A 19602-nucleotide genomic window follows, 5' to 3' on the forward strand; every position below is an offset into this window, starting at 1 on the left:
CTGAAAAGACACTTGAAAGATGTTAGCATCATCCTCCGATGGAACGAACCGGCTGGGGAGGATATGCTGCATCATCCATAAGCTGAAATTCATGTGCTTGTGCCAAAATCGCCATGTGCGGAACTGCGTCATATATTGAAAGGCTAGTCAGATCTCGGTTGCCGCCTAGTGCAAGAACAGGCCTGAAGCCGTAAATTTGGTCTACCCCTAGCTTGCCCAATTTTGAACGTGCTCGTTTGAACAATTTTTTCACGTCTGAATCATATTCGTCAAAACTCGGATCATCGAGCATCATCAGTTGGCTAGTTACAGAAAGGTCTGGATCATGGAATTTTCCACTGACAAGGGCTGGACACGAAACCCGGCTTTTCACGAGATCGATAATTACGTCTTGGTACGTCTCATTCCAGGCAATGATTGTCCCAAAAGAGCCAAAACCAAGAGCATATGTTTGGTCGGCACGAATGTCAGGGTCGTTATCGAATACCAGTCTTAAAACACCGCGATATCGGTTCGGATCACAAAACTGGAAATATCCATCTAGAACGACGCCTACTCCGTTGTGTTGCCAGAATTCCAACATCGCGTCTGGGACTTTCCCGCGATAATCTTCGGCATTAATGGCTTCGCCGCCTTGCGGGGCGCCATAATCAGCCACAATCGAGGCTAGTCTGGTCTGATAATCTTTCACGGAACCTCCACATAATAAGAATTGCCGAAATACTATGACATCGGTACGCCGTCGGGGCTACCCTGCCCATTACCGGCGTCGCTCTTTGAACCACCAGACTGATTATTTGAGCTGGGCGTTTTTTCGTCCTCACATATTTTTAGATCTGCGTTGGTTTTTTGACCTTTCTCTTTCGCCTTGTTCGCGTGGTCCTTAAGTTGTTGTAATCGGGTTTTATCAGAACCCTTTGCGGCTTTGGACCATTGCGAGCCTATCGAGCGATTTGCTGACCGCGGACCCATACCACCATTGTCTGGTGAAATTCGCCCAGTACCGCCCGCAGAAAGATCCGGAGTATGGATCACGTCCATCGTCTTAATATCGTTTGCGGCGGCAGTTCTTGCAGCGTCTCTAGTCATTTTGCTGTCTTGCTTTAGTATTTCAGTCGCTCTATTTCTGATCCACGCTTCACGAGCGTTAGCTCGATCTAGTGCGTCCTGCGCACCGCGACCAATTTTCTCGTAATTATCCATATTTTTGATAAGTTGGTCGGGCGGAATATTGTTTATCGCATCACGCTGCTCTTCGAGTTGTCGCTTAAATTCTTTGATCTCATCAGGCGTCGAGCCTTTTGGAGGTTTGAAGCAATCGATCTCACCACAATCTACACAGGGTTTCGCTGCGGCCTGATCGTGGGTGTCAGCCTCAGCTGCCGTGTCTGCATCCTCCATATAACTTGCTAACGCTTCTGCAGCCGCACGCCCCGCGTAACCGCCAACCCTTGACCCTACCGCGCGACCAATCCAAGCCCCAACTGGGCCACCGAATACTCCCCCGATAACGCCACCGAGTGCGCCGCCAGCAAGTTGCCCTCCTGCTTGGCCTATCGTTCCAGCCACGGCGCTCATGTCGCAGCACCCAGATTACTTATGTTAAACGCATCCTGTTTTTTTTCGATGTCAGGATTTTTACATCTGGATTGTCGAGATTTTTGGCGGTCAATTTTTTTGACTGGGTCAAGGGGATAAGAAACATCCATGATCTTGTTTTCCAAATCGGTAAATCTCGAACGAGGCAGGTTCCGGAGTTCAGACAGTACGGTTTAGGGATTGAATTCGCTCTTCTTTTCGCCCGTCAGATTGCTGTTCTATTAGCGCGTCTTCGCAAAGGAACGAGATGTTACCGCCATAGCTGCAACCGATTGAAACTAGCTTCCCAGTGCTCATGCGGCTTTGGTATCGGGCAATCTGAGCATCGACTTCCGCTCGATCACTGATCCTTCCTTCGAACAGGTGCGACCAACCTACTTCGGAATCAGAAATGTACCGATCCGGAACCCTATTGAAATCCCATACGAACACGTTTGAAACGATCGAGCCTTCCCATAGGCCAGACATGTTTAGCATATGCAGGCTGGACGTTTTGATGATCGTGGTCACGCCCTCAGAATTGAGTCTGAACAAAAGAGTTTTTGTCGCACCACTCAATGTAAGGTCAGCTATCACGCTGTCATGGATACCACCTAGCGCCAGTCTCCCCGATGCATCTGTCTCGAAAGCCATTGTAATCTCCTTGGCGACATGACTCTAAGCCTCGTCCATGAACGTCTTTTCAATTGTCCCATTTTCCTTAAACAGGATCATTGCAAAAGGATTTTCGCTTGAATCATCAGGGATCGCGATATCGCCATTCAAGGCGCGACGTAGATCACCAATTGCGAGTCTTGGATCTCGTCCATCGATGGCTTCAATGTCGAACTTGATCGGAAAATCGATATTTCCCGTTTTCCAGAAAACAGCCCATGAATCCGGGACGCCATCATCAAGCATTTCGCCGATAGCCACAGCGTCGCCGTCCCAGATGTTGTCCACGGGGAGTCTCAGCACCTCAGATACTGCTAGCTTTGCGTCAGTAAGATCGATATCTCTCGAAATATAAATATCAACGCCATACGGCTTTGTCATAATTCCACCCTCACACCATTCCACACTTTCGCCAGAGTTCAAGGACTCTATTAATTTCTTCTTGGCTCATCAGGCCTTTTTGTTGAAGGTTGTTCGCAAACTTCATTCCCCCGTCATATCCGACGGAATTTAGTTGCTTTAAGAACTGATGCTCGAACCTGCTGAGGTTTACAAATCCTGATCCCGATTGAGGAAACAATGATTTCCCGTGGGTGCCGTAGGTCCGCCCGTTAACTGTGTACGATCCAGATTGGCGTGGAATGCTTCCACTCTTGATTTCATTTATGTCATTTCTGACATCAGACGCAATTTCTGGGTCCCATACAGTATTGTTCTCTTTCGTTGGATCTTTACCTTTCGTCCGGCATGGGTCGTGGCGTCGGTTCGGAGGCTCACAGTCTGCACATGCTACGGCGGGAGCCTCATCCTTTGTTTTCTTTTCTGCATCTTCGTTTGCGTCCTCCATGTAGCTGGCCAACGCTTCTGCGGCCGCGCGACCGGCCACTCCACCAAGATAGCGACCGACCCATGTTCCAACGGGGCCAAAAACGCTACCAATAGCGCCTCCCAGTATGCTACCACCAATTTTGCCGCCAGTTCCCAGCACGGTCGTCGTCGTGCTCATAGTGCGACACCCGTCACAGTCCCAGAGCGCAACGCATCGGCGGTATATCCTATCAACGCCTTTACCTGATTATCTGGTGTGGCTCCTTTTTCTTGAAGGAAGCTTCTAACCTCTGGTAGCTCTGCAGCCTTGCCGTCCGAAAGCACCATTACAGATGCCCACCGTGCGCGGCCGCGCTCAGTTTTTATGCCGAGGTCATCAGCCGAGGCCTCACTTGCAAGCGTAGCGCCCCAGAAGAAATCGTCGTTCAGGCCGGTAAAATGCGGAGGCGGATTTGACTTTAAAAACCGGGCTATTCTCAGCCGAGAGGAATGAAGCATCGCGGTTTTTAGCTTTTCAATTTGCTCTTGCTCAATGCGAAGCGGACCCGGTGGAGGCGCAGGTAAATCCGGCGGAGCTTTCACCCGCTTAACGCCACCATAGTCCGGCGCATTCAACACGACGCAGTCTGCAGGGCCCAGAAATCGAGCAAGCTGGGGTCGTGTCAAGATTGGGAGTAGAGCGCCGAGGACATTAGGATCCCAGTGACGAAACAGCACACGCTCATACTGTTGTGAACTTGTGCTTTGCGGATAGGCTCCAGTTTGCTCCAGCGGGATCATAACCTCATTGAGGGTGCGCAGATGCCGATAAAGCGTGTCATCGCCACCCGGACAAGACCAATAGACAGCGCACGCATTTTTTGAGTCCAACCAGCCGATGTAGGACCGAACTGGAAGAGCCTCAAGATTGACCAACCATGGTCCTGCCAAGCGGAAATCGGCAGATGCACCTTCAAGAAACAAGGAACGCGCGCCTATGCCTTCTTCCTGAAGCATGCGTGGAAGATTATCAAATGCACCCCCATCCAGTACAGCGGAGACCACTCCCGTCATCGCGTCTGTGGCTTGTCTCGTTAGTTCGGCGGTTTCGTTAGGATTTGGCAGATCGATTGTGGGTGTGTCGGTCATAATCAAATCCTCACAAACGGCGTGGAATTCTTCGACATCGACTTCAAGCAGGAGCCGCTGTCACCTGGGCCGCCTTTTTTAAAGTTAATCTGGTTGCCCTCAATATCAATCTTCAATGCAAATAACTTGATTCCGCTTTTCGTTAGGGAGATATAACCACCTGGCGTCGAAAGTCTGATTTCGTCATCTGCAAAAATCTCCCAGACCTTTGCCTCTCCATGGTATTTCTCCTCGGAGACGAGATTGTAGAGCTTGCCGACATTGACGGTGATCTTCTCGCCGACACGGGTGTATTGGCCTGTTCCGATCTCGACGAACTGCTCTTTGCCGATGGTCAGGTTCTGTTGTTTTCCAACTTGCCGCACTTCGGTCTGCCCGATGTTAGTCACCTTGCTGACGCCGATCTGCTCAGCCTTTGCAACGCCCACTGACGTGGACTGAAACGCACCAATAATGGTGTTCATGATGCCGGGGAGCGGGAAAAGACCGGAAGCGTCGGCACCCACACCCGTACCGGAACCAGCAAGCGCCGTGCCTGCATCGGAACGCGGGCTGGGGCCTGACACCACGCCCTCGCGTGACGACATGCCGCCAGCGCCGAGAAAGCCGAGTGCTGATGACGCAAGCGTGGTTGCGAAGGCAGCAATGCCGGGTCCACCGCCGCCAGCGAATTGGGCGGCTTGACTGAGAAGACCAGCCGTCTGGCCTGATAACGCCTGCACTCCCGCCATGGCCATCATGGCCATCGGCCCTGTGCCACCGACGACGGTGTTCACCGATCCGCCGATCTCATGCTTCTGGTTGCCAGACACTTCAACGGCGCGGTTGCCACCGACGGAGGCCACCTCGTGTCGGTCGACGCGTTTGGTACGGTCGTTCAGAACACGCGTGGTCTGGTCCTTCTGGGCATGGAAGAACTGGTTCTCCTTGCCTGCTTCGTCCTCAAACGTGATTTCGTTGAAGCCATCGCCCTTATGGGTATTGGAGCGCAAAACCATGCGGGTCTTGTTGGCGGGAAGGTCGTAGGGCACCGAATTTTTCGGGTTATTCACGACACCTGTCACCAGCGGTCTGTCTGGATCACCGTCCACAAAGGCGACCATCACCTCCATGCCGATGCGGGGGATGACCTGCGCACCCCATGTCCCGCCACCCCATGCCTGACTAACCCGCACCCAGCACGTATCCGTCCCATCCTTCTTTGCCTTGCGGTCCCACGGGAACCACAGCTTGATGCGACCATATTGATCCGGGTGGATTTCTTCGCCCTCAGGACCTGCAACTATGGCAACCTGCGTGCCTTCGATCTTCGGGCGCTTGGTGGTGCGGTGCGGAGTGAGCGGAACGCGGGCGGGGATGGCCTCGAAGGTGTTGCGGTATTCCGGTTCGTTGCTGTTGGTCTCATAGGAGCGATCCACAATAGTGTGGCTTGCTTTTATGATGACGTGTTCTTCATATTCATGCTCGGGATGGGCCACCTCATATGGGGTGAAGCGACGACCAGCTTCCAAAATGCGAGACGTCGATCCGCCGAAAACGCGGTCGTGATCCGCCTCAATGGATTGGGCTCGCAGCTTTTGGGCGCGCTCTGCCTCTTCCACGGTCTTGATACGGGCGGGGTATTCGTAAAGCTCACGCTTGGTCGCGTCCGGCATCTGCACCAGTGATGGCGTCATATTGCTTGGCACCATGCCAGGTGTCTCGAAATTCCAGTCAGCACCGGCGCGCTGGCCGGGCACATAGGAAAAGCGGCGTGCCCAGTCATTGATGTGGTTGCGATCTGACGAGCCCTGTGCCAGCCGCACCCTACCTTCGCCTTGAGCGGATGGCGAGGGTCCGAGCCAGCCATTGGCGGTATCGGCCACATGCAGCTTGTGAGAACCGTCTTCGTGGGAAAACCAGTAGAACAGTCCGTCCTCTTCGAAACGGCGTAGCAGATAGTTCAAGTCCGTCTCGTTGAACTGGACGCTGTAGTGCTTCGGTGGTGGAACCTTGATGATGCCCGATGTATCCGGCGCCGGAATGCCGTGTTCGGAAAACAGCGTTTCGACGATATCGACCGATGTCTTGTCCATCCAGATGCGGCAATCGGAGCGGCGCGACAAAAGCCACATTTGCGGGCGGATGGTCATAGCATAGGAGCGAAGGCCGCGGGTGATCGGTGGGCCTTCATGCAGGTCTGTCACCAAGCCGTTGAAGGGGCGGCGGATGCCGCTACCCTCTTCGCCATCACCTTGGCTCACCTCGATTGATACATCGACCAGACGTCCGATCAGCTCTTCTGGCTTCACCGCCTCCTTCTTGGCGCGGACGCTCAGCTGTATTTCAAAGAGTTGAGACACGCCTTCATTGATCACCATCCGCTCGGGCAGCAACTGGTCTTCGCCCAAGGGCGACTTTACCTTCAAAACGCGGCTGGCCTGGATGAAATCGGATGACGATGGCTGCTCGGTCATGGTCTATCTTTCGCTACCGCACTGAAATGCAAAGTTGAACGACAGTCACGGATTTCTCCGTCATTGTTTGCATCGAGCTCGCATTGGTTCTGTCGCTCAATTGCCGATTAGAGACGTTCACCGACGAGGTATGCGTATTTGAATTTCGTCGCATTGTTGGGGACGTCATCGATCTTGGGGCCGAACATCAGCTCAGGCGTGAGCACCGTGCCGATCTCTTTCGCGGATGGGGCCGTGCCGAGTAGGTAGATGTCTCGAGACATGAACATCTGGTTGCCGAAAGAATTTCCAACAGCGTAATTGACCTGCACCGCGAATGCGGAGTGCCCCTTCTCAAGCATGGCCTGCTTGATCTTGGCATCATTCGCCTTCAGCCATTTTTTCAGCCAGACTGATAGCGAGTATTCGTTCACCCCGCCCGATATCTGACTGAAAACGGCAGCGACGGCGCCGCCAACAGCCATGCGAGAATTGAGTTGTCGTGGTCCATCCGCCTGCGTCAAATAGGACAGGTCAGGCCCACGCCCCATGCGTTTGACGGGAACGACCTCATCTTCCCGCACCGGGCGTACGGTAAATGAATCGGTAGAGACAGCGAAATTGGGCATCGGTAATTTCTCCCAGTAACAAGCCACACTGAGGGGCAAAATTTATGACTAAAGGCATTCCCGATTGGCCGGTGGCCGATATGCGAGGAATGAACTCCGGCGCCCCGATAACGAGGCGCCGGATGAAGCCTGTTAGCCAGCCTTGGTGGTGGCAAGATCGTAGGAGGCGATCATTGGAGCCTGCTGCGTGTTGTTCTCGTCAGCTGGCGTGTACTTGACTTCCATCTTGGTGAAGTTGAGCTTGATTGTCTCAACCGGGCGGTCGCCACTGGAGTCGACAGAATAGCTGGCGATCAGCGTGTTCGTCAGCAGGTACTGGATGTAGGTGTTGCCTGGATCACCCGTGGTAACGAGGTGAATGGTGGCAAGCTTGCCCTGGCGGCCAGAGCACGCCTCGCTGAAGAGCTTGGTGGAGGACGAGTCGCTTACCTTCGTCAAAATGACTTCCGAAATAGTCGGTTCGGAGGCTTCACGGTTTGCAGCAGAACCCGCAGACGTGTTCATGTTGCGCGAAACATTCCAATGAATGGCCTCGATATCCATCCATTTGCGGTGTTCCTCATGGGTCGCGTCACCCTGAATACCGTCGATCTGCAAATAAATTGGCATACTGTAAGCTCCTGTAGCTGATGAAAGACCTCTTGCTCCGAGGCCGTGTTTGCCTTTCCACTACTGCCGCATGCGTCGGGACACCCCATCCGACGCGGCAACCTTATCCACGGCACCCTTGGCGGCTGCTGCGAATTCGTCAGTCTCCCCAGCCGCTCCGACACGAATGCCGAAACCGCGTTCATCAAAATCGACCGTGATGTTTTTCACCTTTTCGCCAGCAATGACCTTCTCGAGGAAAAAGCTGGAGAGTGGCGGCAACAGATCCCTGCCGATCATGATTTCGATGGCGCGTGCGCCAATTTCGCTAGACCCTGCGCGGCCAACCAGCGCCTGCCGCGCAGCATCGGAAAGAACGAGTTCCGTGCCATAGGCGTCATGGACGCGCTCGCTGACTTTAGCGATCTGCATATCCACGATGCGCGAGAGCTGTTCCGCACCAAGAGGCATGAAGGGGAGGATCACCGTCCGACCCAAAAATGCTGGCTTGAACTGCTTCGTCAGCTCCGGCATCAGCATAGCTTCCAAAGCCTCGGCATCGGGCATCGTGTCCGGATCTGCGGCCAGCGCCGTCAGAAGTTCGGATCCCGTGTTGGCAGTCATGAAAATGGTGGTGTTCTTGAAGTCGATGTCGCGGCCCTCGCCGTCCTTCAACATGCCCTTGTCGAAAACCTGATAAAATATATCCTGCACGCCAGGATGGGCCTTATCGATTTCGTCAAGCAACAGGACGCCAAACGGTCGGCGGCGGACAGCTTCCGTCAAAACGCCGCCTTCGCCATATCCCACGTAACCGGGTGGCGAACCGAGGAGCAGCGAAACCTTATGCTCTTCCTTGAACTCGGACATGTTGATCGTGGTCAGATGGCTGTTACCGCCGTAAAGCAAATCCGCCAACGAAAGAGCAGTTTCCGTCTTTCCCGTCCCGGACATGCCAACCAGCAGGAATACGGCAGGTGGACGGCGCGGGTCGGAGAGGCCTGCGCGGGCGGCACGCATGGCATCGGCAATGCGGTCGATCGCCCAGTCTTGTCCGATTACTCTTTGCTTCATGCGATGATCGAGCGACTTCGCGCTTTCGATTTGGTCGGCCAGAAGCTTGCCGAGCGGAATTCCAGTCCAGCGTGAGACAACCGCCGCTATCATCTCGCGGTCTACGACGGTCGGGACCAACTTCTCGTCGCTGTTATCCGGAGCAATCGCCAGCGGCTTCCGCTTCTTGCCGCGTGTGGCCTCCGACAATTGAGCCTTGCCGTTTTCTTGCTCAGCAAGTGCGCTGATCTCAGCGTCATAACGCGCGCGCAGTCCCTCGATGGCCGTATCCAGATTTCCGATTTCAGTCTTGATGGCATCGACACGGGCAATCTGCTCTTCACTGGAAGGTTCGCGCACCAGCCAATCAAGCTCGGTCGTCAGCAATCTACGCTCATTTTCCATCGAACGCAGCTTTTCGGGCAAGGTCTGGCGGGCGAGGGAAACGGCCGCAGACGCCGTATCGAGAAGACTGACCGCCTTGTCCGGCAGTTGCCGCGAAGGCATGTAGCGAGCGGAAAGCTGAACGGCTGCGACTATGGCCTCGTCGCGAATGGTTACGCCGTGGTGCTCAACGAAGCTATCGGCTACGCCGCGCAACATCCGAATTGCTGTTGCCTCATCGGGCTCACGCACGTGCACCGGCTGAAACCGCCGGGTCAGCGCTGCGTCTTTCTCGAAGTATTTTTTATATTCGCTCCACGTCGTTGCCGCGACGGTGCGGACTTCACCTCTGGCAAGAGCCGGCTTGAGAATATTGGCGGCGTCACCCTGCCCGCTGGCGCCACCGGCACCTACGAGACCGTGGGCTTCATCGATAAAAAGGATGATCGGGTCGGCTGAACGTTTGACCGCGTCGATCACGCCGTGCAGACGCCGCTCGAACTCGCCCTTGACCCCCGCACCAGCCTGAAGAAGTGAAAGATCGAGGCTCAAGAGCCGAACGGATCTCAACTTTTCCGGCACATTGCCTGACACAATTTCAAGCGCCAGCGCCTCGGCCACCGCCGTCTTGCCGACACCCGCCTCACCCACAAGGATGGGATTGTTCTGACGCCGACGCGTCAGGATATCCACCATCTGACGTAGCTCATCGTCACGGCCGATGACAGGATCGAGCTTTCCAGCGCGTGCTTCTTCTGTCATGTCCTGCGTATAGAGCCGCAAGAAATCGTTTTGGTCCTTACTCTTGGCGGCAGTGACGAGATCGCTCCCATTTTCTGCTGATTGTGCGCCGATTTCGCCTCGCAAACGTTCGAGAGCACCGCGATCCATGAGTTTCAGGGAGGGAAACGCTGCGCGAACCATGCTGCGTAGTGACGCGTCTTCGTCCAGTGAAAGCAAAAGATGGAGCAAGGAAATCCTTGGGTGGCCATCCTGGAGGGAAGCCAGCAACCAGGCCTCACGACCCGCGGTCAACACGTTCTGGGAAAGCGCAAGAGCCTCGCCGTCTCCTACTGCCGCCTCATCAAGCGCGCGGTCGATTTCGGCGTGAAATTTGTCGAGAGGTATCTGAAGTTGTTTGAGAATGTCAGCATGGCTGCCAGTTTCCACAACTGCACACAACCAGTGAGAAATATCTACGAACTGGTGTCCACGCCTCGCTGCGATGGATGCAGCCTCCTCAAGGGAGACACGCAGCTCAGGCTCAAGCGCTTCCACCAGGCGATTGAGATCGATTTGCGACATGCAGCGAGCCTCCGGTTTGGATCATTCCACAACGTGACGTGGCATAGTTAGGTTGCTAAAACTATCTTGTCCAGCCAAAAGTTGCTTTTTTATTTGACGAGTTTAAAAGCAAGTCGCCACAATTATGCCTCATTTTCCATAAGTCTGGTTAGTGAATAACCTTACGTAACGGAAGTAACAGACACTTCACCAACACGCTTTATGAGGGATAAACTCGCTTTGGAACTCACAAAAGACATTGCTTCAATAGAATATCTTGGCGACTGTGGAGAAAATATTCGCGCAAACCAAAGAACACGTGAACTATATTATAAAATTAAGGATGAGCGTAACCAAGCAAGAGCTGAAGAACGTACTGTCTCACCACAAGAAGTTCTACGTGTTTCCAACAATTGGACCGAGGTCAGCAATCTCGGATTGCATATTATATATTCGGAAAGCCGCGATATCGAAATATTAGCATGGCTTGCTGAAGCAGAACTACGTTTGAAAGGCTTTCCCGGGCTGCGAGAAGTTTACCGCGTTACACATGATATATTTTACAACCAGTGGGATTCAGTTCACTCGATAAGCGACGAAGATGACGACGAAAGATTTGCACCCTTTGCTGGCTTGAACGGCATTGGCAGCGAAGGAACGCTCATCCAGCCGCTGCGTCTGAGCTCTCTCATTCCTGGTGGGAAATTTGGTGAAAACACGCTTTGGGATTTTCAGCTGGCGCAGCGATCGTCCGAGACGAAACGCAAGGAAGAGCTCTACAATGCGGCTTCCGAAGCGGGTGTGGCGGCCATGTCCGCGCATCTGGCCGACGTCAACGCCTGCCTCTCACTATTCGACGACATCACGTCGTTGCTGTCGCAGAAATGCGGGCCGAATGCGCCTGCAAGCTCTAATATCCGGAATATTTTAATTGAGGTGGCAGCCGCGATCAGAGCACTCGGCGGGCGGGACGAGAGCCCTGCACAATCCGGGGAGATTGCACGGATAGCGGACGAAGGCAGCGACGCGGCACAGCCAACGGTTCAAAAAACAGTCGTAAAAAATCCAGAAGAAATCGCTTCGCGTGACGAAGCGTTTGAAACTCTTCTTGCAGTTGCGCGTTACTTCCGCCGGATGGAGCCGCATTCTCCAATCTCGCTGGCCATTGAAACGCTGGTTCGCAGGGGGCGCATGGATTTTTCAGAACTGCTCGCAGAGCTTTTACCCGAGGCGCAGGCACGCAACGCCGTGCTCACAGCGGCGGGTATCAAACCGAACGGCGAGAATACCGGAAAATAAAGAAACTACGGGGGCATTTTCCCTCACTTCAGTCAGCAATGCCCCGGGGGCATCAAGGAGGTTTTAATGGCAAGTGTACACGAGAAGCTGGAACGGGTTCGCAAACCCCGCGTCCACATCAAATACGAAGTCGAAACCGAAGGTGCGATGGTCGTCAAGGAGCTTCCCTTTGTCGTGGGCGTTCTCGGTGATTTCTCAGGCAACCCGACGCAGCCTTTGAAGCCGTTTGGCGAACGCAAATTCGTTCAGATTGATCGGGACAATTTCGATGAGGTCATGCGCCGCATGACACCGGGGCTGAACATCGCGGTGCCCAACACCCTGCAGAACGATGGCACCGACATTCAGGTCAGCCTGAAGTTCGAGAGCATGGATGATTTTCTCCCTGCCTCGGTGGTGGATCAGGTTCCGGCCCTGAAATCCCTGCTCGATGCGCGCAACGAACTGCGTGACCTTCTGTCGAAGGCAGACCGTTCGGAAGACCTTGAGCGGCTCCTCGAAGATATCCTTCAGAACAAGACCGACCTCGGCAAGCTGGTGTCCGAGTTGAAAGAGAAAAATGGCGCGCCGCAATAAACTGGCGCGCAGGAATTCATCTTTGAACGGCCCCGGCGCACGGGGCTTCACCTGTTCTAGCGGCCAAGATGCCGCATTTGGAAGGATTGAAAAATGAGCGCTGAGAGCCTGCTGAAGAATGAAGCACAGACAACGACCGAGCAGGATGGCGGTCTGCTGTCCAAAGTTGTCGCTGCCACACGCCAGACTGAACCGGACCGCGCCCAGAACCTGCTGCGTACGCTGACCGACCAGGCGCTGAAAGGAACGGTCAAATACGACCGCAACCTGACCGTCACGCTCAATCAGGCAATTGCCGAAATTGACAAGGCCATTTCAGGCCAGCTGGCCGCGATCATGCAATCGCCCGAATTTACCAAGCTCGAGGGCACGTGGCGCGGGCTCAACTATCTCGTCAAGAATTCCGAAACCAGCGTCAATCTCAAGATCCGCGTTCTCAATGCTTCGAAACGGGAATTGGGCCGCGATCTGGAGAAAGCCGTTGAATTCGACCAGTCCCGTCTGTTCAAATCGATCTACGAAGACGAGTTCGGAACCCCTGGCGGCGAGCCGATGGGTGCGATCATCGGTGACTACGAATTCGACAACTCGTTCGATGATGTCCAGCTTCTGCAGGGCGCTTCGTCAATTGCCGCGGCTGCATTTGCTCCGTTCATCTCGGCCGCAAGCCCACGTATGTTCGGCTTTGACGATTACCGCGATCTTGCACGCCCCCGCGATCTCGAAAAGATTTTCGACACGGTGGAATACGCGAAGTGGCGTAGTTTCCGTGAGAGCGACGATTCACGCTTCGTTACGCTTGCCCTGCCCCGCGTTCTTTCCCGAATGCCATATGGCCCGAAGACAAACCCGGTTGATGAGTTTGCCTATGATGAAACCAACGGTTCGCCAAATGGCGACCTGCCGCACGACCAGTACTGCTGGATGAATGCGGCCTATGTCATGGGCACAAAACTGACCGATGCTTTTGCCAAATATGGCTGGTGCACGGCCATTCGCGGGGCGGAAAATGGTGGCAAGGTCGAAAACCTGCCGATGCATGTCTTCTCCAGCGACGATGGCGATCTGGACCTGAAGTGCCCGACAGAAGTCGGCATCACCGACCGTCGTGACGCCGAGCTTGGCAAGTTGGGCTTCCTGCCGCTTTGCCACTACAAGAACACGGACTATGCCGTTTTCTTCGGTGCACAGACAGCGCACAAGCCGAAGCTCTACGACCGCCCGGAAGCGACCGCTAATGCCGCTGTTTCTGCCCGCCTGCCTTACATGATGGCGACATCACGTTTTGCGCATTATCTGAAAGTGATGGGTCGCGACAAGATCGGTTCCTTCATGGAGGCTTCGGATTGCGAAGTCTGGCTAAACCGCTGGATTTCCAACTACGTGAACGCAAATGACGAAGCGGGCGAAGAATCGCGGGCGAAATATCCGCTTCGCGATGCCAAGGTCACGGTTCAGGAGATTCCTGGCAAGCCCGGCGCCTACAATGCCGTTGCCTGGATGCGTCCGTGGCTACAGATGGAAGAGCTGACCACGTCCTTGCGCATGGTTGCTCGTATTCCAACCAAGAACTGATCAAGCGGAGGGGGCGTCCTGCCCCCTTCCCAGCCTTCTTGCCCGGAGCCCATTCATGCCGCAAAGGTCCGTTTCGGACATTCGCAGTCAGGCCGATCAGCTCATCGCTCTCATCGATGATGCGCTGAACCGGCAGGTCAATGCCATCCTCCACCATGCCGAGTTCAAGGCCATGGAAGCGAGATGGCGCGGCCTTGCGATGGTGGTGCGTGAAGCCAGCCGCAGCCCGGAGGTCAAGATCAAGCTCCTGAATGCCAGCTGGCGTGAACTTGCCCGCAGCATGGAAAGAGCCACCGACTTCGACCAGAGTCATCTTTTCGAGATTGTCTATAACCGCGAATTCGGAATGCCAGGTGGCGAACCCATCGGCATGATGGTTGGCGACTACAGTTTTTCACCCGACGATGTGGACGGCGTGGACGCCATCACCACGCTGTCGCAGATCGGCATGGTTGCGGCAGCGGCATTCTGCCCGTTCATTGCCGGCGCCGCACCATCCACCGTTGGGCTCGAAGATTTTTCGGAGCTTTCACGCGTCCATGATTTCTCTTGGCTGAAGCAGGAAAAATCCCGCCTTCGTTGGAACGCACTGCGCGCCCGTGATGATAGCCGTTTCATCGGCCTCGTCGCTCCGCGTATCCTGCTGCGCTCCCCCCACAAGCCATTTTCGCGCAGACGCGAAGACCCGTTTCCGTTTCGAGAACATATCGGCGAAAAAGGAGACACGCTGCTGTGGGGCAACCCTGCTTTTGCCTTCGCGTCCGTCGTCATCAGAAATTTCATCGATTCGGGATGGTTCGCGGACATTCGCGGTGTGACGCAGGACGAGATAGATGGCGGAATGCTGTCTTCCTCACAATTGCCGCCGCTGGATCTCGGCATCGAAAGCCAGGGCCTTTCTGCCCAGCCTCCGGTGGAAATGCAGCTAACCATGGGGCAGGAACAGCAATTTTCCGATCTCGGCATCGTGCCGGTCTCGACGACCTACCTTGCCAGCATGGCGATTTTCAACGCCAATCAGTCGCTGCACGCGCCCGGCCACTATTCCAAGGAAAGCGCCCGTCAGAACGCACGTCTGGCGGCCATGCTTCAATATGTTCTCTGCGCTGCGCGCTTCTCGCATTACCTCAAGGTCATCATGCGCGATGACATAGGCCAGCTGAGCGACGCCTTGACCATCGAACGGAAGCTGGAGACCTGGCTGTCATCCTATACGCTCGGCAACGACGACGCCGACGCAGCACTTCGCACGCGCTACCCGCTGCGGTCTGCCGGTATCAAGGTCTACGAGATACCCGGCAAGCCTGGAAGTTTCTCCTGTACCGTCAGGCTGCAACCGCATTTCCAGCTGGATGATGTCTCCACCAGCTTTCACCTCATCGCCGAAACGACGACACCGACCGCATCGACTGCACGGTCGGCGGAGCCACAAAGGATACCCGCATGACACTTCGAGACGATGTTGCCCGCCTGCTCGACGATGACCGATTAGATGATGCCATCGGCGAAGCGAAAGATCAGGTGAAGAAAAATCCCTCCGAGAAGGAGGGACGGTATCTCTACATCGACCTTCTGGTGCTGGCAGGTGATTTTGAGAAGGCGGACGCCCAGTGCAATGTCGCATCGACATTCGCACCGCAGGATGCCGTCGGCTTCTCGCTGTTCCGCCACCACCTGCGCGCCATGGCAGCGCGCAATGCGTGGTTCGAAACCGGTGCCGTTCCCGATTTCACACACGGACCATCAGAACTCGACCAGTTCGCCATAAAGGCAAATATCGCCGCCCGCGATGGTGACGTGGAGGCAGCGCGCACAGCGCTTGCGGAGCTGGACGAGCGGCGCGCGGAAATCTCACTCTCAGTTAACGGTGGAGCGCCGGGATATATCCGCGATCTCGATGACCGCGTGCCCCACGCGCTCGAAGTGCTGACAAATGGCGGAAAATATCTCTGGATCGATTATGATCGCATAGAAAGCGTGGCGATAGAGCCCATGAGCCGACCACGCGACCTTGCATATCGGCAGGCGGAATTGACGCTTCGCGATGGTGCTATAGCCTCAGTCCTGCTGCCAGCGATCTATCATGGCAAAAACACCAGCACGCCTTTGCTGCTGGGGCGGGAAACGGTCTGGAGCGAGGACACAGCTCTGGTCACGGGTACGGGACAGCGCTGCCTCTTGGTCGGCGACGACCTTATGCCGTTCCATGAGATTTCCAGCATGGCGGCTGCGGTATCCAAGGTCGAAAGGCAGTCTGCCCTTGGTTGATCCGCTGGAACAATATCGCCCAAAGCAGAGAACCCTGGCCCGCTCGGTGCTCGACCGGCTGCTGGACGACGCGCCCGATATGGAAAACGATCCTCCTGCAAGCCTTTCGGATCAGGTTCGGGAAATGCGTGAGGTCATTCGCCGCGATCTGGAGTCCCTTCTCAACACGAGGCGTAATCCGGCGGGTCCACCCGCCATCCTCAAAGAGTTGACGGACGCGCTGGTGAGCTACGGCGTAGACGGCATTCTTTCGGCAAACCTTGTGACAGATGCATCCAAGGCTCGGCTGGCTCAGACGATAGAGCGGCGGATCTCGATGTTCGAGACGCGCCTGTCGGATGTCAGCGTGACGATCATGAAAAATCGCACGGACGGCGACCGGGCACTGCGGATGCGCATCAATGCAAGCTTCCGTCTGCATGAGGGAATGCCACCGATCAGTTTCGAGTCGAAGATCGATCCATCGACGCAACGCTTCCTTGTGGAGGCAGGTCATGGCTGAAGGTTTCCTTGAGAAATACAATGACGAACTTTTCGCACTGAGAAAGCGGGCGTCCCGCTTTGCTTCGGCCTTCCCAAAGATTGCGGGCAGGCTGCGGATGACCGGAGATGTTGCCGACGATCCGCATGTCGAGCGATTGATACAAAGCTTTGCCTATTCCGCAGCCCGCGTTCGCCAGAAACTGGACGACGAGTTTCCGGAGCTTTCCGACAGTCTGCTCGAAACACTCTATCCTCATTATCTCTCGCCCCTGCCCTCCATGAGCGTTGTGCATTTCGCGCCGAGCCCGGCTCTGGCAATTGTCCAGACCCTGCCAAGGCACAGCGAAATTATCGCAGAGCCTATCGGTGGAGAAAGCTGCCGGTTTCGAACCACGCAGGATGTGGAGATCGTCCCGCTGGACATTTCAGCGGCTGCACTTGCAAGCCAGCCAATCGATGCGCCTTTTTCACCCACGTCGGCGGGTGCTGCCTCCTGCCTTCGGCTGTCGCTGCGTACGACCTCACCCCGCCCCACAAGTTTCAGTGAGATGGGCCTGAACGCGCTGCAGGTTTTCATTTCATCGGGATGGCAGCAGGCAACAGCTTTGCATGAATTGCTGACCAATCACTGCATCAGCATCGCGCTCGCGCAACATTCCGAAGACCGTAATGCGGTGTTTCTCCCGCCCTCCTGCCTCAAGCCGTCCGGTTTTTCGAAGGAGGAGGCGATGTTGCCCTACCCCGCCAACAGCTTCGACGGGTACCGGCTGCTGACGGAGTTCTTTGCCCTTCCGCAGAAGTTTCTCAGTTTTGAAATCGGCGGCCTGGAGACGTGGACAGGTGGCGATTGCGAACTTTACATCTATCTGGACGCTGCGGATTCGCGTTTGGAGCGGATGGTGTCGGCAAATGACTTGGTCCTCAACGCGTCTCCGGTCATCAACCTCTTCAAACAGAGCTGCGAGCCGCTGAGCCTTGATGGAACGCGCACCGAGTATCGCTTGCTGCCCGATGCGAGACGGCAGCGCACCCGCGAAATCTACGGCGTCGAGAATGTCCAGCTGACCACCCGCTCCGGCCAGATCGAGAAAACATCACCCTTCTTCGGTCGCACCCAGCGCAGCAACGGCTCCAACGTCTTCTGGCAGACCTATCGCCGCTTCGATGATGATGATGGCTCCTCCGACACCGACATTGCCTTTATCGATCAGCAGCGCGGTCCACTCGGCCCACTCGATGTCGTCGCAAGTGTCGATACGCTTTGCATCAACCGCGAGCTGCCGAGCCAGCTCCCCTTCGGAGGCGGGCATCCCTTCCTGCAGCTGTCATCGGGCAACGAAGCTGTTGGCTCCCTCCAGGCGCTTATGCCACCGACGCCCGCTGTGCGGATGAACGAACGGTCCGCGCGGGAATGGCGGCTGGTTTCGCATTTGCTGCTTAACCACCTCTCCCTCTTCGACAATGGTGGCGCGCCGCTGAAAGATATCCTCTCGCTTTACGCATTTCGCGACACGCCGGAGACGCGGCAACTGGTGGAAGCCATTACATCGGTGGAAGCACGCAACTCCCATGCGAGAATTGGTTCTGCCATGGTTCCCGGAACCGATATTACGCTGGAGTTCGACCCGGCAATGATCGACCGGCCTGCGGCCTATATCTTCGCCAGCGTTCTCAACCATTTCTTCGGGCTCTACACCTCGATCAACAGCTTCACCCGCCTGACCGCAACCATGCGCGGCCATTCCGAACCTCTCGCCAGTTGGCCTGCCCGTGCGGCAGACCGGCCTCTGCTGTAGGAGGCCGCCGATGCAGCGTGAGGCGATTGATATGGAAAAACAGCAGGCGGAGCGTCTGGCGAGCGATCCGGGCAGTTTCGAGCCCACCACGGCCTTTCGGGTTGCGCAGCATCTGGCATCCCATGATGAGCTGACCATCGGCTCGCACAATGGCGCTCGCCCGACTCCGATTGCCATCAGCGGCTACAGGACCAGAAACGGCGCGCTTGAGCTACGGTCCGCCTTCGCGCCAATCGTCGGCCCGCTTGGCTCTTTGCCCCCAAGCTATTCCGAGTTGCAACAGCGTGAAGAGCGAAACCGATCGAGGGCGCTGACAAGCTTCTTCAACCTGTTTGCCGCCCGCTTCAGCGAACTCTTTGTGTCCGCCACAGAGAAATACCGGTTGGCCCGGGGTCTTCGCTGGACCCAGACCCGCGAAAACAACGCCTTTCTAAAGACCCTGCTTTCACTCACGGGTTTTGGCACCGCTGGGCTGGCCGAAAAAGCTGGCGTCAGGGAAGATGTCCTTCTGCGCTTTAGCGGGCTGCTGGCCAATCGCAACCGGAATGCAACGGCATTGACATCGATGCTACAGGAATTCACCGGCCTGCCCGTCACGGTCGAGCAATTCTGCAAACGCTGGGTACCCTTGCCGGTGCCCGAGCAAAGTCAACTCGGCCAGCCCGGTGGCCTGCTCCTTGGCCGGAATGTGACAGCCGGTAGCGCCGTAGAGGATTTCAGCAGCCGGTTTCGCATCGTCCTCGGCCCTGTCGGTTATGCCGACTATCTGGCGCTCACACCGGGCTCGAAACGTCTAGCGGAAATCTTTGCCGCAACGCGCCTCTTTGTCGGCAGCGGCTTCAATTTCGACGTTCAGGTCATCCTGCGAAAAGAAGACATTCCCTTTTGCCGGCTGGGGCAGGACGAATCTCCAGCGCGGCTGGGATGGAACAGCTGGGCGCGCGTGGCCCCTGCCGCGAGGGACAGCATGGACGCAATCGTGACCGAGCGCGAAGGCTCGGCGGTTTCGACGTGAGGGCGGCA

General features: G+C 55.8%; 18 protein-coding genes. 8 read left to right on the top strand and 10 right to left on the bottom strand.

What is annotated here, in order from left to right; genetic code table 11:
- Positions 1 to 28: 28 nt before the first annotated feature.
- The 10 genes from QRN85_RS04235 to tssH form a co-directional block, all read right to left on the bottom strand.
- Positions 29 to 691 (bottom strand): GAD-like domain-containing protein, encoded by a 663-nt coding sequence (locus QRN85_RS04235; protein ID WP_284757131.1) that lies wholly within the window; start codon positions 689 to 691, stop codon positions 29 to 31.
- A gap of 32 nt (positions 692 to 723) precedes the next feature.
- Positions 724 to 1578 carry a polymorphic toxin type 15 domain-containing protein gene (locus QRN85_RS04240; protein ID WP_284757130.1) on the bottom strand — a complete coding sequence of 285 codons (855 nt, stop codon included), beginning with the start codon at positions 1576 to 1578 and terminating at the stop codon, positions 724 to 726.
- Between the two features lie 180 nt (positions 1579 to 1758).
- Positions 1759 to 2232, bottom strand: coding sequence for a hypothetical protein (locus tag QRN85_RS04245; protein ID WP_284757129.1), 474 nt, complete (start codon positions 2230 to 2232; stop codon positions 1759 to 1761).
- Between the two features lie 24 nt (positions 2233 to 2256).
- Positions 2257 to 2634 carry a hypothetical protein gene (locus QRN85_RS04250; RefSeq protein ID WP_284757128.1) on the bottom strand — a complete coding sequence of 126 codons (378 nt, stop codon included), beginning with the start codon at positions 2632 to 2634 and terminating at the stop codon, positions 2257 to 2259.
- A gap of 10 nt (positions 2635 to 2644) precedes the next feature.
- Positions 2645 to 3259, bottom strand: a complete 615-nt coding sequence (locus tag QRN85_RS04255) for a hypothetical protein (RefSeq protein WP_284757127.1) — start codon at positions 3257 to 3259, stop codon at positions 2645 to 2647.
- Positions 3256 to 4209, bottom strand: a complete 954-nt coding sequence (locus tag QRN85_RS04260; RefSeq protein WP_284757126.1) for a DUF4123 domain-containing protein — start codon at positions 4207 to 4209, stop codon at positions 3256 to 3258. The genes QRN85_RS04255 and QRN85_RS04260 overlap by 4 nt, the downstream gene beginning before the upstream one ends.
- A gap of 2 nt (positions 4210 to 4211) precedes the next feature.
- Complete coding sequence (gene tssI / locus QRN85_RS04265; RefSeq protein WP_284757125.1) at positions 4212 to 6665, bottom strand: type VI secretion system tip protein TssI/VgrG; 2454 nt, start codon at positions 6663 to 6665, stop codon at positions 4212 to 4214.
- A gap of 107 nt (positions 6666 to 6772) precedes the next feature.
- Positions 6773 to 7273 carry a hypothetical protein gene (locus QRN85_RS04270; protein WP_113091812.1) on the bottom strand — a complete coding sequence of 167 codons (501 nt, stop codon included), beginning with the start codon at positions 7271 to 7273 and terminating at the stop codon, positions 6773 to 6775.
- A gap of 132 nt (positions 7274 to 7405) precedes the next feature.
- Positions 7406 to 7882 (bottom strand): Hcp family type VI secretion system effector, encoded by a 477-nt coding sequence (locus tag QRN85_RS04275; protein WP_042619944.1) that lies wholly within the window; start codon positions 7880 to 7882, stop codon positions 7406 to 7408.
- A 60-nt stretch (positions 7883 to 7942) separates the two neighbouring features.
- Positions 7943 to 10603 (bottom strand): type VI secretion system ATPase TssH, encoded by a 2661-nt coding sequence (tssH, locus tag QRN85_RS04280; protein WP_284757124.1) that lies wholly within the window; start codon positions 10601 to 10603, stop codon positions 7943 to 7945.
- 219 nt (positions 10604 to 10822) lie between these two features.
- Here tssH and tssA point away from each other — a divergent pair, with 219 nt between their 5' ends.
- From tssA to tssG, 8 genes are all read left to right on the top strand, one after another.
- Positions 10823 to 11881 (top strand): type VI secretion system protein TssA, encoded by a 1059-nt coding sequence (gene tssA / locus QRN85_RS04285; RefSeq protein ID WP_284757123.1) that lies wholly within the window; start codon positions 10823 to 10825, stop codon positions 11879 to 11881.
- A gap of 66 nt (positions 11882 to 11947) precedes the next feature.
- On the top strand, positions 11948 to 12457 hold the full coding sequence (gene tssB / locus QRN85_RS04290) for a type VI secretion system contractile sheath small subunit (RefSeq protein WP_113097992.1): 510 nt from the start codon (positions 11948 to 11950) through the stop codon (positions 12455 to 12457).
- 93 nt (positions 12458 to 12550) lie between these two features.
- Positions 12551 to 14032: a type VI secretion system contractile sheath large subunit gene (gene tssC, locus QRN85_RS04295; protein ID WP_113170104.1), complete on the top strand. Its 1482-nt coding sequence runs from the start codon at positions 12551 to 12553 to the stop codon at positions 14030 to 14032.
- A 55-nt stretch (positions 14033 to 14087) separates the two neighbouring features.
- On the top strand, positions 14088 to 15479 hold the full coding sequence (gene tssC / locus QRN85_RS04300) for a type VI secretion system contractile sheath large subunit (RefSeq protein ID WP_284757122.1): 1392 nt from the start codon (positions 14088 to 14090) through the stop codon (positions 15477 to 15479).
- Positions 15476 to 16300 (top strand): type VI secretion system accessory protein TagJ, encoded by an 825-nt coding sequence (locus QRN85_RS04305; RefSeq protein WP_284757121.1) that lies wholly within the window; start codon positions 15476 to 15478, stop codon positions 16298 to 16300. Before tssC (QRN85_RS04300) ends, QRN85_RS04305 begins: the two co-directional genes overlap by 4 nt.
- Positions 16293 to 16802: a type VI secretion system baseplate subunit TssE gene (tssE, locus tag QRN85_RS04310; protein WP_112962230.1), complete on the top strand. Its 510-nt coding sequence runs from the start codon at positions 16293 to 16295 to the stop codon at positions 16800 to 16802. Before QRN85_RS04305 ends, tssE begins: the two co-directional genes overlap by 8 nt.
- Positions 16795 to 18579, top strand: a complete 1785-nt coding sequence (gene tssF / locus QRN85_RS04315; RefSeq protein ID WP_284757120.1) for a type VI secretion system baseplate subunit TssF — start codon at positions 16795 to 16797, stop codon at positions 18577 to 18579. Before tssE ends, tssF begins: the two co-directional genes overlap by 8 nt.
- Positions 18580 to 18589: 10 nt before the next feature.
- Positions 18590 to 19594, top strand: a complete 1005-nt coding sequence (gene tssG / locus QRN85_RS04320; protein ID WP_284757119.1) for a type VI secretion system baseplate subunit TssG — start codon at positions 18590 to 18592, stop codon at positions 19592 to 19594.
- Positions 19595 to 19602: the final 8 nt, after the last annotated feature.

It is taken from the genome of Agrobacterium sp. fls2-241-TYG-188a, from assembly GCF_030209845.1.

Coding starts and splice junctions, on each gene's coding strand:
- QRN85_RS04250 (WP_284757128.1), bottom strand. CDS start 2,634: ATGACAAAGCCGTATGGCGTTGATATTTATATTTCGAGAGATATCGAT.
- QRN85_RS04245 (WP_284757129.1), bottom strand. CDS start 2,232: ATGGCTTTCGAGACAGATGCATCGGGGAGACTGGCGCTAGGTGGTATC.
- QRN85_RS04240 (WP_284757130.1), bottom strand. CDS start 1,578: ATGAGCGCCGTGGCTGGAACGATAGGCCAAGCAGGAGGGCAACTTGCT.
- tssC (WP_284757122.1), top strand. CDS start 14,088: ATGCCGCAAAGGTCCGTTTCGGACATTCGCAGTCAGGCCGATCAGCTC.
- tssC (WP_113170104.1), top strand. CDS start 12,551: ATGAGCGCTGAGAGCCTGCTGAAGAATGAAGCACAGACAACGACCGAG.
- QRN85_RS04275 (WP_042619944.1), bottom strand. CDS start 7,882: ATGCCAATTTATTTGCAGATCGACGGTATTCAGGGTGACGCGACCCAT.
- QRN85_RS04270 (WP_113091812.1), bottom strand. CDS start 7,273: ATGCCCAATTTCGCTGTCTCTACCGATTCATTTACCGTACGCCCGGTG.
- tssG (WP_284757119.1), top strand. CDS start 18,590: ATGCAGCGTGAGGCGATTGATATGGAAAAACAGCAGGCGGAGCGTCTG.
- QRN85_RS04305 (WP_284757121.1), top strand. CDS start 15,476: ATGACACTTCGAGACGATGTTGCCCGCCTGCTCGACGATGACCGATTA.
- tssH (WP_284757124.1), bottom strand. CDS start 10,603: ATGTCGCAAATCGATCTCAATCGCCTGGTGGAAGCGCTTGAGCCTGAG.
- QRN85_RS04260 (WP_284757126.1), bottom strand. CDS start 4,209: ATGACCGACACACCCACAATCGATCTGCCAAATCCTAACGAAACCGCC.
- QRN85_RS04255 (WP_284757127.1), bottom strand. CDS start 3,259: ATGAGCACGACGACGACCGTGCTGGGAACTGGCGGCAAAATTGGTGGT.
- tssF (WP_284757120.1), top strand. CDS start 16,795: ATGGCTGAAGGTTTCCTTGAGAAATACAATGACGAACTTTTCGCACTG.
- tssI (WP_284757125.1), bottom strand. CDS start 6,665: ATGACCGAGCAGCCATCGTCATCCGATTTCATCCAGGCCAGCCGCGTT.
- tssB (WP_113097992.1), top strand. CDS start 11,948: ATGGCAAGTGTACACGAGAAGCTGGAACGGGTTCGCAAACCCCGCGTC.